Raw genomic sequence first — 12,464 nt, 5'->3', positions numbered from 1 at the left:
GTGGGGATCGATCGAGCCGGGTTGGCGGAGTTCCTGCGGGGCCGCCGAGAGTCGTTGCAGCCCGAGGACGTCGGCCTGCCCCGCGGGCCGCGTCGCCAAGCCACCGGCCTGCGACGCGAAGAGGTCGCCGCGCTGTGCTTCATGTCGACCGACTACTACTCGCGCCTCGAGCGCGAACGCGGGCCGCAGCCGTCGGAGCAGATGATCGCCTCGATCGCGCAGGGGCTGCACCTGTCCCTCGACGAGCGCGACCACCTGTACCGGCTGGCCGGGCACCAGCCGCCGCCGCGCGGGGCGGGCAGCGACCACGTCAGCCCCGGCCTGCTGCGGATCCTCGACCGCCTCGCTGACACGCCGGCCGAGATCGTCACCGAGCTCGGCGAGACCCTGCGCCAGACACCTCTCGGCGTCGCCCTGACCGGCGACACGACACGCTTCACCGGGCCGGCGCGCAGCAGGGGCTACCGGTGGTTCACCGACCCGGCCACCCGCGAGCTGCACGCACGCGAGGACCACGCCTTCCTCTCCCGGATGTATGTGGCAGGCCTGCGCGCCATCCTCACGAAGCGCGGGCCGGGCTCACGGGCGGCGCAGCTGACCGACCTGCTGCTGCAGCGCAGCAAGGAGTTCCGCTTTCTGTGGGCAGCCCACGAAGTCGGCATCCACCCACAGGAGGTCAAGCGCTACCAGCACCCCGAAGTGGGCCGACTCGAGCTGAACTGCCAGACGCTCATCGACCCCGAGCAGGCCCACCACCTCATGGTCTACACCGCCGTCCCCGGCAGCGAGAGCCACGACAAGCTGCAGGTGCTCGCCGTCATCGGCACCCAGCAGCTGCCCCGCGTCCTACCCGAGACCAGCCACGGACCCGCTCCAAACCTGTGGTGAACCGGCGGCGGGGCGCCCTGTCCGTTCGGCACTGGCCGTCACATCAGTGATCTCGTGTCCGAGGGGGGACTTGGGCGTTTGGAAGTGGGAGCCGTCCCACCAGCGGCCTCCGCAGTGGGGGAGGGGTGCGGTGTGCGCGGCTTCATGGACATGGTCGGGACGTAGCGCGCCAGTCGGATCGTCTGTGGAGCTTCGGTGTCGGCACCGCAGGGGGGCGGCGGCGGAGGTTCACCGCAAGTTGCTTCCGCGCCGGGCATGGACCGGGCCCCCCTGCGCCCGGAGAGGTCATGCGGGATGGGGTGTCGTCAGCGGCCGGTTCGGTAGGCGTCGCGGCGGTGGGTGACGTCGAGGACGGTGACGGTCCGGGTGTCGTGGTCGATGCGGTAGATGACCCGGTAGGTGCCGCGGGGGGCGCTGTGCCGGTCGCCGAGCGGTGGGCGCAGCCGCTTGCCGACGCGGTGTGGGTTGTCCAGCAGGGGGCACGGGCCCACGATCCTTGGCGCGTGCCTCCGAGGAGAGCACGCTGTGGCGTGGTTGAAGGGGGTTGCCATGCCCACTATCTCGCCGCGCGACCGGACCGGGATCATCGATGAGATTCGGAGGTACGCCCAGGACCGGCTGCCCCAGGAGCAGCAGCAGCTGTTCCTGCCGTTCGTCCGGCAGTACTACGGGCGCGTCGCCCCGGGCGACCTGGCGGAGCGGCGCGTGCACGACCTGTACGGCGCCGCGATGTCGCACCTGACCGTCGCCCTCGACCGACAGCCAGGTACACCCGCGGTGAGGGTGTACTCCCCGGACTTCGAGGAACACGGCTTCGGTTCGCCGCACACCGTGGTGGACATCGTGACCGACGACATGCCGTTCGTCGTCGACTCGGTCACGATGGAGGTCATCCGGCACGGTCTCGGACTCCATCTCACCGTGCACCCGGTCGTCGCGGTGCGACGCGACATGGGGCGGCTCGTCGACATCCTCGACCGGCAGGATCCGACGTCGGGGACGTTGGCCGAGTCGTTCGTCCACCTCGAGGTCGACCGGCAGACCGACGCCGCGGTGTTGGACGAACTGGGCCGTGACGTCCTCCGCGTCCTCGGGGACGTGCGTGCCGCGGTCGAGGACTGGTCGGCGATGCGGGAGCGAGCGCTTGCCATCGCCGACACCCTGGACGTCGAAGCCTCGACCATCGACGAGGAGGACCGGAACGAGGCGGCTGCCCTGCTGCGGTGGCTCGCCGACGACCACTTCACCTTCCTCGGCTACCGCGAGTACGAGCTGGGCACGGAGGACGGCGAGGACACGCTGTCCGCCGTCCCGGGGACTGGGCTGGGGCTGCTGCGCGACAGCCGGAGCCGCCCGGTCTCGCACAGCTTCGCGAAGATGCCGCCGGAGGTGCGGCGGCGGGCGCGCCTGCCAGGATTGCTCAACCTCACGAAGGCGAACTCGCGGTCGACGGTCCACCGGCCCAACAATCTCGACTACGTCGGCGTCAAGCGGCTGAGCCCCGAGGGTGACGCAGTGGGCGAACGGCGGTTCCTCGGCCTCATGGCGAGCGCGGCCTACCGCCAGTCGCCGCTGGACATCCCGGTCCTCCGCCACAAGGTGCAGGCGGTGTTCGATCGGGCCGGCTTCCGCCCCGACAGCTACGACGGGCGGCTGCTTCGGGACATCCTCGAGAGCTACCCCCGCGAGGAGTTGTTCCAGAGCGACGCCGAGCAGCTGTACGAGGCGGCCATGACGATCATCGACATCCAGGACCGTCAGCAGCTGCGCCTCCTCGTGCGGCGCGACCTGTTCGGCCGGTTCATGTCCTGCCTGGTGTACGTGCCACGCGACCGGCTCACCACGGCCCTGCGCACCCGTATCGAGGGCATCCTGAAGACCGCCTTCCACGGCGTGAGCACCCAATACGCCACGCAGGTGAGCGAATCGGTCCTGGCCCGGCTGCACATCACCGTCCACACCGAGACCGGCGCGGCACCGGAGTACGACGTGGCCGAGATCGAGGCCCGGCTCGTCGCGGCGATGCGCTCGTGGACCGACGACCTGTACGAGGCGTTGGTCGACCAGCTCGGTGAAGAACGCGGGGTCGAGCTGCACGACCGCTACACCGATGCGTTCCCCGCGGCCTACCAGCAGGACACGTCAGCTGCCGCGGCCGTCGTCGACATCAGGCGGATGGAGGGGCTCGGCGGGGGCGACGACCTCGCGATGCACTTGTACCGACCCTTGGAGGCCGCGCCTGGCACGCTGCGGTTCAAGCTGTTCCGTCACGGCCAGTCCGTCACCCTCTCCGACGTCCTGCCGCTCCTCGAGAACATGGGTGTCCACGTCGTCGACGAACGTCCCTACGAGGTGCGACCGGCCGGCGCCGAACCGTTCTGGATCTACGACTTCGGGCTACGTCAAGAGCAGCTCACAGGCCTCGACACCGACGGGATGCGAGAGCGCTTCCAGGAGGCCTTCGCCATGGTCTGGCGCGGCGATCTGGAGAACGACGGGCTCAACCGGCTGGTTCTCCGCGCCGGGCTGCGGGGGCGAGAGGTGGCCGTCGTGCGGGCCTACGCGAAGTACCTCAGGCAGGTCCGTGCCACCTTCGCACTGGACTACACCGTGGCGACCCTCGCCAACAATCCGGGGCTGGCCCGCCGGCTGTTCGAGCTCTTCCAGGTCCGGCTGGATCCCGATCACGCCGTGGACCGGGATCTGGACGCCAAGCACCTCGTCCACGATTTCGAGGGCGGGCTCAACGCCGTCACGAGCCTCAACGAGGACCGGGTCCTGCGCACCCTGCTGCGGATCGTGGAGGCGACGCTGCGGACCAACTACTTCCAGGTCGGGGCGGACGGCGAGGCCAAGCCATGGCTCGCGATCAAGCTCTCTTCGGCGCAGATTCCCGACCTGCCCCTCCCGCGGCCGTTGTTCGAGATCTTCGTCTACTCGCCCCGTGTCGAGGGTGTCCATCTGCGCGGCGGGCGGGTCGCCCGCGGCGGCCTGCGCTGGTCCGACCGGCCGGAGGACTTCCGGACGGAGGTGCTCGGACTGATGAAGGCGCAGACGGTGAAGAACGCCGTCATCGTGCCGGTCGGCGCCAAGGGTGGCTTCGTGGTCAAGGAGCCGCCCACCGACCGGGACGCGCTGCAGGCCGAGGTCGTCGCCTGCTATTCGGCGTTCATCCGTGGTCTGCTCGACGTGACGGACAACCTGGTGGCCGGCGAGGTCGTCCCGCCCCCGCTCGTGGTGCGCCACGACGAGGACGACGCGTATCTCGTCGTGGCGGCGGACAAGGGCACCGCGACCTTCTCCGACATCGCCAACGCCGTCTCCCAGGAGTACGGATTCTGGCTGGGCGACGCCTTCGCGTCGGGTGGCTCTTCCGGCTACGACCACAAGGCGATGGGCATCACGGCGCGCGGAGCCTGGATCTCCGTCCAGCGCCACTTCCGCGACCTCGGCGTCGACGTGCAGAACGACGACGTCACGGTCGCCGGGATCGGGGACATGTCTGGAGACGTCTTCGGCAACGGGATGCTGCTGTCCCGGCACATCCGCCTGGTAGCGGCCTTCGACCACCGGCATGTCTTCCTCGACCCCGATCCGGACCCGGCGGCCAGCTTCGCGGAGCGCGCCCGGCTGTTCGCCCTCGCCGGTTCCAGCTGGGCCGACTACGACGCCTCGCTGATCTCGGCCGGGGGCGGTGTCTTCGCACGAACGGCGAAAACGGTCCTGATCTCACCGGAGGTCCGGTCTCGGCTGGACGTCGCGGAGGAGGTCCTCACCCCGGACGAGCTGATCCGCGTCATCCTCAGAGCGCCGGTCGATCTGTTGTGGAACGGCGGTGTCGGAACCTACGTCAAGGCCTCGACGGAGACCCATGCCGAGGTGGGGGACAAGCGCAACGACCAGGTGCGCATCGACGCCGGCCAGCTGCGCTGCCGCGTCGTCGGCGAGGGCGGCAACCTCGGCTTCACGCAGCGCGGTCGGGTCGAGTTCGCGCTCAATGGCGGGCGGATCAACACCGACGCCATCGACAACTCCGGTGGCGTGGACTGCTCCGACCACGAGGTCAACATCAAGATCCTGCTCGACCGTGTGGTCGCCGACGGCGACCTCACGGGCAAGCAGCGGGACGCCCTCCTGGTGGAGATGACCGACGAGGTGGCGGAGCTGGTGCTCCGGGACAACCGCGCGCAGACCCGCGCGCTGTACAACGCGCGAGCGCAGGCGCGCGCCATGCTCGAGGTGCACGTGCGATACCTGGGGGCGCTCGAGCGGTGGGGCCGGCTCAACCGGACGCTCGAGTTCCTGCCGACGGACGACGAGCTGGCCGAGCGCGCCGCTACCGGGCGTGGTCTGGTCATGCCCGAGTTCGCCGTCCTGATGGCCTACTCGAAGATCTGGATCTACGACGAGCTGCTCGCCTCGGACCTTCCGGACGATGCATTCCTGTCCGCCGAGCTGGCCAACTACTTCCCGACCGCCGTCCGGCACCGGTACGCCGACCGGCTGCCGGATCACCCGCTTCGACGCGAGATCATCGCGACCTGCGTGACGAACGCGATAGTCAACCGCGCCGGCAGCACGTTCGCGTTCCGCCTGGCCGAGGAGGTCGGCCTCCCCGTCCCGCACGTCGCCCGCGCGCACGTCGCCAGCTGGAAGATCTTCGGGTTGGCGGAGCTGCAGGCCGAAATCGAGTCACTGGCCGACGTCTCGACGGAGACCCGGATTCGGCTTCTGCTCGAGGTTCGGACGCTGGCCGAACGCGCGAGTCGCTGGCTGCTCCGGAACCGTCGTCAGCCGCTGGACATCGGCAGCACCGTGGAGCACTTCGCGCCGGCCGTCCCGCTGCTGGCCGACGAGATACCGCAGCTGCTCGCCGGCTCGGAGGAAGCCGACGAGGAGTTCGGGGCCGCGGTCGAGCGCTTCACCGCTGACGGAGTCCCGGAAGCCCTCGCCAGACGGATGGCCGCGCTGCCGGCGCTCTTCTCCGCGCTGGACGTCATCGACGTGGCCCGCGCAACCGGTCGCGAACGGGAGCAGGTGGCCGCCGTCTACTTCGCTCTGGGTCAGCACCTGCAGCTGAACTGGCTGCGTGAGCGCATCCTGCGGCTGCCCCGGGACGACCGATGGCAAGCACTGGCGCGTGCCGCGCTCCGCGACGACCTCTACGCCGTCCGTGCATCGCTGACCGCCGAGGTGCTGCGGGGGAGTGCCGCACGGCAGGACAGCGCCGAGCTGGTCCGGCGGTGCTTCGACCACAACCAGCCGGCAGTCGACCGGTGTCTCGCCGTCCTCCGTGACGTCGCTGCCGACGACCGCGCGGACCTGGCGACGCTCTCGGTGGCGCTGCGCGAGGTTCGCGGGTTGGTATCGCGTCGGTCCGGGGTGGTTGAGGGCTGAGCTGGTCTCGCCGACGAGACGGTGCACCGTCATACCTGGTCGACGGACCCCTGCTGGAGCAGCTACGTCGGGGAAGCTGGCGGAGGTGATCACCGCAGACGTGCCTGCGAGACGTGGTGTCCGAGGGCGACACGCTACATACGCACACGTCGGTCGGTGTGAGCGGCGCGGGTGTCGACGCGCAAGGCGTACGGCGGCAGCCCGGTGACCGGGCATGACAGGGACGCTCCTGCGGGGAGTCATCGACGGCGCCGCCGGCCCACGAGGCCCGGCGCTGGCCGGGGAGGTGCACGTGGCCGGAGCCAACCAGGCGGGACAGGGTGCCCTGTGCCTGGCCCGCCGGGTTGGCGAGTGACGGGCGGCGCTCGCGTCCGCCGACCGCTTCACCGCAGACGGCGCCGCCGGCTCAGGCCGTGCAGCATCAGGGCCGGATGGGTGGTGGGCTCATGGCTCGCCCGCCCCCCGCGCCGCGATTCAGACGGCGTGGACCATCGCGGCGAGCTTGCGGGCGGTGTTGCAGTTTCGGATGGTCACGTGCGAGTAGAGGTCGGTGCCGATCAGCTTGTGCACCGCGCTGCGACCGATGTGGGCCCGATCAACGCGCGACAGAATCGCCCATCGCAATAGCAGGCCTCTTCGTACTCGGGATCGAAGCGGAACTCCTCCAGCGCTGCCGGAGACGCCCGCTCGGGCAACAGGTACAGGACGTTGCACGATGATCGTTCGTCACGGGCCCAGTCGCCGGGCAGTGCGGCGGCGATCTGCTCGATCGTCGATCCAGGGAGCACCAGCACCCGGGCGGGGAACCCGAACTCGGTCTCGAACGCCGCCTCGAGGTCCTGAGAGAGGGGACCCGCGTGCCGACGCGGCGACTCGAACATGACGTTGCCGCTGTTGATGTAGGTGCGGACGTCGGTGTGGCCGACAGCCTGGAAGACTTCCTTCAGGCGCGCCATCGGCACCTTGTTCGTGCCCCCTACGTTGATGCCTCGCAGTAGCGCCACGTACCGCATGCGTCGTGCCTCTTTCCGCTTCGCCGGTCCGCCTGGCTCCGGAATGCCTGGCGCTGGAATCACCTGCGGACTGCGGCTACCGCCTCGATCTCGAGCAGCGCGCCGGGCGGTCCGAGGTCCGACACCTTGACCACCGTGATCACAGGCGGGGCGGCGTCGCGCGGCCAGAACTCGCCGAATGCCGAAGGGCCCGCGAGGACCTCGGCGCCCTCCACATAGAAGATCGTCCACTTCACGACATCCGTCACGGCGGCGCCTGCCGCCTCGAGGCACGTGCGCAGGTTCGCCAAGGCCTGCCGGCTCTGCTCGGCCATGCCGGAGCCCACCACCCTGCCGTCCCTGCCGACGCCGTTCTGGCCGCCGACGTAGATCCTGTCGGCACCGGCCGGCACGCGGACGACCTGACTGAAGGCGGGGCTGGAGTGCAGCTCTGGGGGGTTGATGTACCTCACTGCGGCGTCCGGACCTGCGACTGCTCAGTTCTCCGCACGAAGGCCCGTCGGAGCCACCGCCTCGCCCACGGGATCACGACCGCCGCCGCAATCAAGGTCAGGCTGACCACGGACGCGAACCTGTCGACGAGCAGGACCACTTCGACGGCCCGTTGTCCCGATCCGTATCCGAGGCCGGCAACCAGCCCCGTCATCAGCAGGGCACCGGCGATGTCGAGGAGGAAGAAGGTGGCCAGGCGCATCCTCGCCCAGCCGGCCATGGCGTAGATCACCGCGCTGGGGATGCCCGGCAGGACCGCGAGTACCACCGCGGCTCGGAGGACGTTGGGGTGCAACTGCGTCGCCCGACCGGCGAACCGCTGCGCGCGCGTGCTCGTCGTCAGCATCCGCACGATGCCCGCACCCCACTGGCGTCCGGTCCACCACGTGAGCCAGTCCAGTTTCACCATGCCGGCGGTACCGGCCAGGACCACGAGCCACAGCGGGGCCTCACCGATCCTCGCGAAGGCGGCGGCCGCACCGATCGCCGTCAGGTCCCCGGTGAGGAACTCCAGGGTCACCGGATGCGAGGCGAGGAGAAACGGCTTGAGGGGCCGCAGCACCAGGCCCATCGCCACCACGCCGAGGATCGCGCCCATCAGTGCCATGTCGGTGCGGGTGGCCGATCCCTGCCAGGGCACGAACCGACGCCAGGATCTGGTCGTCGGCGGGTCCGGCGTGGGCGCCGCCCCACCCAGACCGGTCGGCGCGCTCGGCGGTGTCCGAACGGTCATCGACGGGAGCTCGAGTCGGGAACCCGGCGCGGCCGGCCGGGTCCTGCTTGCCCGCTTCCCGTGCTGTTCGCGGGCTTGCGCGATGTCATGCGTCCGAGGGTGGGCGAGGCGGCTGTTCGACCGCTGTCCGTCCACTGTCGGCGGACGATCGACGTCCATCAGAGGGGGAAGAGCCACGCGAAGCTGCGCTGCGCGGCCTCGGCGTACTCCCGGCGGCCGGTTCGTCGTCCGTAGGCGAGGTCCTCGAGGGCGGCGCAGCGCGCGAAGAACTCGATGCGCGGTGCGGCGTCGGACAGCCCGCCGTAGGCCAGCAGGGTCTCGTCGAGGAACGACGGCCCGAAGTCACGGTAGAGCCGCGCGAAGTCCAGGGCCGGGTCCGTGACGGCAGCGTCCGACCAGTCGATGACCCCGGTGACGCCGGAGCCGTCGTCCAGCAGATGCTCGGCGCCGAGGTCCGCGTGCGCGACGACGCGCCGCGGCGACCGTGGCGGCACCGTCGATCGCACGACGCGCAGGTAGGCCTCAGGCCCCTCCAGGTCGTCCAGCCATTCCGCGGGGTCGGCGTCGTCGCGTTCCAGGAAGTCGTCGACCGCTGCCGGGTCGACGGCGTGCAGGTCTCGTAGAAAGCGGCCGAGCAGCGCGGCGGTGCCTGGGGCGGGGGCCCGACCGAGGAGTGGTCGCCCCGGCAGCGGCCGGTAGCCGAGCACGCCGGCCGCCTCGTCGGCGAAGACGGGTACGGGAATCGGGATGGGCAGACGTGGTGCCAGGAGTTTCAGGAGCTCCGCCTCCCGCCGCACGTCGCGGCCGTTCGCGACGCGGAGAACGAGGCCAGCGGAGCCGAAGGCGACGTTGTCCAGCCCATGACCGAGACGGTGGAGCGGCTGGTCCACGAGTTCGGGGGCATGCGCCCGCCGAGCCCGCACGGCGCGCTCGGCAGCTGTGTCCGTCATGCCCGCGGAACGTCCGGGGGTGCGAAGACAGGCCCGGCCGAGGTCGCCCGGGGCACGCTCACCGCTCCTCGCTCTGACACGTCACCAGCTGTGCTCCCTGCTGCGACGACGACGTCGACTCCCTCGACGAGCCGATCGGCCGTCAGCTGGGATGTCCTTCGAACGCGTCGTCGTGGATCGCCCGCCCCGAGGGCCGTCTTCCCGGTCAGCAGGAAGACTCCGGGCGTCGGATCCCAGGTGACGTCGTCGGTCACGAAGGACTGGACCTGCTCGTGGTCACCGGTCCTGAACCCTCGATGCAGGTCTGGACGACGGTCTTGTCGGTGGTCGTGGTCCTGGTCGCAGTAGTCATGGGTGTCTCTCGCCGTGGCGGTTCGATGGGACGGTGGACCGGCGGACATCGACCGGCGGATGGCCCGTGCCGGCAATCACGTCGGCACCGTCACGCAATCGGTCATCTCGCAGCCGGTCGACGTTGCTGGGCCGACCCCGCCGCCTCCTGCGAGCGATGACGGCGCCGCGCTCGAGGATCTCCCCGCCCCAGACCCCCCAGGGCTCTCCGCGGCGGAGCGCGCCCTCGAGGCAGGCCCGGAGGATCGGGCAGGGACGGCACAGGATCCGGGCGCGTTCCAGTTCCGCGGGTGCGTCGGAGAACCAGAGATCCGGCGCCTCACGGCGGCAGGGCAGCTTCTCGTCCACGGCGCCGCCCCCGGGGGGAAGGCCGTGGACCGAGGTGCCGGCGGCTGACCTTGCCGCAGCCGTTCCGACTCCCTCGCGAGGGGCTGCTGACCGCTCCGCTCGCCGGGCGAGGGTCGTGGTCACGACGGCCCCTGGTCGTCGGGGACGGGCGAAGGTGGCTCCCGCCGTGTCCGCCCGGCAAGCGCGGCAGCTGCTACCGCGGCCGCAGCAGCGACGACGGCGGCACCGATGAACGCCGCGGAGAAGCCCTCGGTCAGCGCGGAGACATCGCCCGGTCGATCGGCGCCGAGTTCTGCCGCTACGGCCGTCGTGACGGCCAATCCGAGCGCGGACCCGACCTGGTAGCTGGTGTTGACGATGCCGGCCGCCAGACCGCCCTGCTCCGGCGGGGCGGAGGAGATGGCTGTGCCCAGCGAAGGGATGAAGGCCAGCGACATGCCCAACGCGGCGACGAGGGAGCCGGGAAGGACGTCGATCCAGAACGTGCCGTCGGGACGGATCGCCGCCAGCAACGCCATGCCGGCCGTGAGGAGCACCAGCCCGGCGACGGTCATCGCCTTGGCGCCGAACCGGTTGATCGCCGCCGGGGCCAGAGCGATCATCCCGATCATGATCAGCAGGGTCATCGGGAGCAGTGCGAGGCCGCTGGGAAATGCGGAGTAGCCCAAGACCTGCTGGAGGTAGAGGTTGAGGAAGAACCACATGGGGATCCAGGCGGCGCCCAGCAGTAGTTGGACGACGTTGGCCGGAGCGAGGTCCCGCGTCCGGAAGATCGACAGCCGGACCAGCGGCTCCCGGCTCGAGCGTTGGATGGCGACGAAGGCGGTCAGCAGGAGGACCGCGCCGATGAGCGGTCCCCATACCTGTGTCGAGGCCCAGCCGACCGTCGCTGCGCGCACGATGGCGAAGACCCCGGCCGTCAGCCCGGCCGTGACGGTGAGTGCACCCAGAAGGTCGACGGACCTCCGGGCAGCAGTCGGACTCGAGGGCATGAGGGCGGGCACGGCCAGCAGCGCCACCACGGCGATCGGGACGTTCAGGAAGAAGACCCACGGCCAGGAGGCGTACTCGGTGATCACCCCGCCGAGGAACACCCCGGCGGTGCCGCCGGCCCGGGCCGCGGCCCCGTAGAGAGCGAGCGCCCGGGTCAGCTGCCGGGGATCGGACCCGAAGAGCATCATCAGCAGGCTCAGAGCCGAGGGCGCGATCAGCGCGGCGCCCACGCCCTGGAGGGCTCTGCCGATCAGCTCGACGGGGAGGGTGCCCGCCGCTCCTGCCACTCCGGATCCGACCAGGAGGACCAGCCAGCCCGCGCTGAAGACCCGACGCGCTCCGAACAGGTCCGCGAGTCGACCGCCGAGCAGGAGCAGGCCGCCGAACGCGACGACGTACGCGTTGAAGATCCAGGACAGGTTCTCCTGGGAGATGCCGATGTCCTGCTGGATGCGGGGCAGGGCCACCCCGATGATCGAGGTGTCCATGATCACCATGAACTGGGCGGCGGCGATGAGTGCCAGCGCCCACCCGCGACGACTGCGGGGAGGGGACTCGGGAGAGACGACATTCGTCGACATCGTCTGTCTCCTTCAGGTCTGTGGGGGAGTGGTCTGGGAGTCGATGACGTGTGCGGCGTAGCCGACGGCGGTGATGGCGGCGCAGACCACGTCGGGCTCGACGGCACCTCGGACGTGCACTGCCTTGGTGGCGAGGTCGACCACGACCTCGCGCACCCCCGTGACATCGGAGACCGCTTGGGAGACGCTGCGGACGCAGTGCCGGCACGTCATGTCCGGAACCTGGATGGAGAACTGAGCCACGCCGGTTTTCCTCCTGCTGATGACGGTGTATCTGGCAGGAGCGTGTGGCGGCCGGCTGAGCGATCGCTGTCCGACCACTGTCGGTTCCGGCCTGCCGGCGGCGTGCCTGGCCGTGCGTCGGCCAGGTCGATCCGATGCTCCTATGGATCGTCAAGAGGCTCGGGCCGGTGGCGATGCGGTGAGCAGGTAGTAGAGCTCTCGAGCGATGAGTCGCTTCAGGCAGCGGATGATGTCCTTCTTCGACAGGCCTTCCTCGGTGCGGCGCTGGACGTAGGCGCGGGTGCGGGCATCCCAGCGCATCCGGCAGAGCACGACGCGGTAGATGGCGGCGTTGGCTTGTCGGTCGCCACCACGGTTGAGCCGGTGGCGGTGGGTGCGCCCGGAGGAGGCCGGGATCGGTGAGACCCCGCAGAGCGCGGCGAACGCCGGCTCGGAGCGCAGCCGGTCGGGGTTGTCTCCGGCGGTGACCAGCAGC

At 70.4% G+C, this 12,464-nt stretch carries 12 protein-coding genes; 3 read left to right on the top strand and 9 right to left on the bottom strand.

Annotated features, from left to right (window positions below; genetic code table 11):
* A complete protein-coding gene (locus BLW63_RS00055) occupies window positions 1-888 on the top strand; it encodes a helix-turn-helix transcriptional regulator (protein WP_091150206.1) in 888 nt (295 codons plus the stop codon).
* Window positions 889-1,193: 305 nt separating this feature from the next.
* Here BLW63_RS00055 and BLW63_RS28410 read toward each other — a convergent pair whose 3' ends face one another.
* A complete protein-coding gene (locus tag BLW63_RS28410; protein ID WP_280140471.1) occupies window positions 1,194-1,379 on the bottom strand; it encodes a type II toxin-antitoxin system RelE family toxin in 186 nt (61 codons plus the stop codon).
* 58 nt (window positions 1,380-1,437) lie between these two features.
* Here BLW63_RS28410 and BLW63_RS00045 point away from each other — a divergent pair, with 58 nt between their 5' ends.
* Window positions 1,438-6,285, top strand: coding sequence for an NAD-glutamate dehydrogenase (locus BLW63_RS00045; RefSeq protein WP_091150202.1), 4,848 nt, complete (start codon window positions 1,438-1,440; stop codon window positions 6,283-6,285).
* 214 nt (window positions 6,286-6,499) lie between these two features.
* Window positions 6,500-6,640, top strand: a complete 141-nt coding sequence (locus BLW63_RS26515) for a hypothetical protein (protein WP_170856559.1) — start codon at window positions 6,500-6,502, stop codon at window positions 6,638-6,640.
* Window positions 6,641-6,842: 202 nt separating this feature from the next.
* On the opposite strand, the gene BLW63_RS00040 is transcribed toward BLW63_RS26515, so the two are convergent.
* The 8 genes from BLW63_RS00040 to BLW63_RS00005 form a co-directional block, all read right to left on the bottom strand.
* Window positions 6,843-7,298, bottom strand: coding sequence for a DUF1697 domain-containing protein (locus BLW63_RS00040; protein ID WP_091150200.1), 456 nt, complete (start codon window positions 7,296-7,298; stop codon window positions 6,843-6,845).
* A gap of 59 nt (window positions 7,299-7,357) precedes the next feature.
* Window positions 7,358-7,750: a RidA family protein gene (locus BLW63_RS00035; RefSeq protein WP_091150197.1), complete on the bottom strand. Its 393-nt coding sequence runs from the start codon at window positions 7,748-7,750 to the stop codon at window positions 7,358-7,360.
* Complete coding sequence (locus BLW63_RS00030) at window positions 7,747-8,397, bottom strand: DedA family protein (RefSeq protein ID WP_211516935.1); 651 nt, start codon at window positions 8,395-8,397, stop codon at window positions 7,747-7,749. The genes BLW63_RS00035 and BLW63_RS00030 overlap by 4 nt, the downstream gene beginning before the upstream one ends.
* Before the next feature lie 284 nt (window positions 8,398-8,681).
* The gene (locus BLW63_RS00025; RefSeq protein WP_091150193.1) at window positions 8,682-9,473 is read right to left on the bottom strand and encodes a phosphotransferase; all 792 of its coding nucleotides are present in this window, start codon (window positions 9,471-9,473) and stop codon (window positions 8,682-8,684) included.
* A gap of 348 nt (window positions 9,474-9,821) precedes the next feature.
* Window positions 9,822-10,172, bottom strand: a complete 351-nt coding sequence (locus tag BLW63_RS28405) for a WhiB family transcriptional regulator (protein ID WP_091151104.1) — start codon at window positions 10,170-10,172, stop codon at window positions 9,822-9,824.
* 119 nt (window positions 10,173-10,291) lie between these two features.
* Window positions 10,292-11,746, bottom strand: a complete 1,455-nt coding sequence (locus tag BLW63_RS00015) for an MFS transporter (protein ID WP_091150190.1) — start codon at window positions 11,744-11,746, stop codon at window positions 10,292-10,294.
* A 12-nt stretch (window positions 11,747-11,758) separates the two neighbouring features.
* Window positions 11,759-11,989 carry a heavy-metal-associated domain-containing protein gene (locus tag BLW63_RS00010; RefSeq protein ID WP_244522248.1) on the bottom strand — a complete coding sequence of 77 codons (231 nt, stop codon included), beginning with the start codon at window positions 11,987-11,989 and terminating at the stop codon, window positions 11,759-11,761.
* A gap of 150 nt (window positions 11,990-12,139) precedes the next feature.
* Window positions 12,140-12,464: transposase (locus tag BLW63_RS00005; protein ID WP_139263434.1), on the bottom strand; the 325-nt coding region annotated here is incomplete at its 5' end.

The organism is Geodermatophilus africanus (assembly GCF_900107105.1).
GTDB lineage: Bacteria > Actinomycetota > Actinomycetes > Mycobacteriales > Geodermatophilaceae > Geodermatophilus > Geodermatophilus africanus.
This window is presented reverse-complemented; position numbering and strand designations above follow the sequence as displayed.

What these genes read in the sequence shown, in the direction of transcription:
- BLW63_RS00045 (WP_091150202.1), top strand. Translation starts at nt 1,438, where the DNA reads ATGCCCACTATCTCGCCGCGCGACCGGACCGGGATCATCGATGAGATT.
- BLW63_RS26515 (WP_170856559.1), top strand. Translation starts at nt 6,500, where the DNA reads ATGACAGGGACGCTCCTGCGGGGAGTCATCGACGGCGCCGCCGGCCCA.
- BLW63_RS00040 (WP_091150200.1), bottom strand. Translation starts at nt 7,298, where the DNA reads ATGCGGTACGTGGCGCTACTGCGAGGCATCAACGTAGGGGGCACGAAC.
- BLW63_RS00030 (WP_211516935.1), bottom strand. Translation starts at nt 8,397, where the DNA reads ATGGCACTGATGGGCGCGATCCTCGGCGTGGTGGCGATGGGCCTGGTG.
- BLW63_RS00025 (WP_091150193.1), bottom strand. Translation starts at nt 9,473, where the DNA reads ATGACGGACACAGCTGCCGAGCGCGCCGTGCGGGCTCGGCGGGCGCAT.
- BLW63_RS00015 (WP_091150190.1), bottom strand. Translation starts at nt 11,746, where the DNA reads ATGTCGACGAATGTCGTCTCTCCCGAGTCCCCTCCCCGCAGTCGTCGC.